Here is a 471-nt window from a genome sequence, read left to right as displayed (position 1 = left end):
CAGCGCGGCCATCAACGCTTTCGCGGCTTTCGGTTCGACACCTGCGCGGTCGGCAAGGTGGATGGCGAGCGAAGCCTTCGTGAACGAATCCTTGATGGGCTTCAGCGGCGCGGCAGCGACCGCCTTCTTGACAGGAGCCGCAGCTTTCTTCACCGTCGGCGCCTTCGCTTTCTTCTCGACCGGAGTCACCGCTTTCTTTGGAGCAGGCTTTGCAGCAGCTTTCGTTGCACCCGTTGTTGCCATAAATTCCTCGTCATTGGTCAAAGGTTGGCCCGAGACCCTTGCCTTTGCGTAGTCACCGACAGTACGCAAAGGTCTAAATCCTCAGGCTGGCGTTAGCGTAGCAACACGGATGTGAATCTGCAACGGGCGAGCCCCTAAAACAAGGTGTTTTGCGCTGAGATAGAGGTGGCGCCGTTGGTTCGGACAGTCAGATCGAGTTTATAAGTGGAGCGCCGGGGTCATCAAGCT

1 pseudogene is annotated in these 471 nt (G+C 57.5%); it reads right to left on the bottom strand.

From position 1 onward, the window contains the following. Positions 1-243 (bottom strand): annotated as a pseudogene (locus PQR02_RS40800) (HU family DNA-binding protein); the annotation flags it as partial. Positions 244-471 lie beyond the last annotated feature (228 nt).

Source organism: Paraburkholderia sediminicola, assembly GCF_046026895.1.
In the GTDB taxonomy this organism is placed as follows: domain Bacteria; phylum Pseudomonadota; class Gammaproteobacteria; order Burkholderiales; family Burkholderiaceae; genus Paraburkholderia; species Paraburkholderia sediminicola_C.
This window is presented reverse-complemented; position numbering and strand designations above follow the sequence as displayed.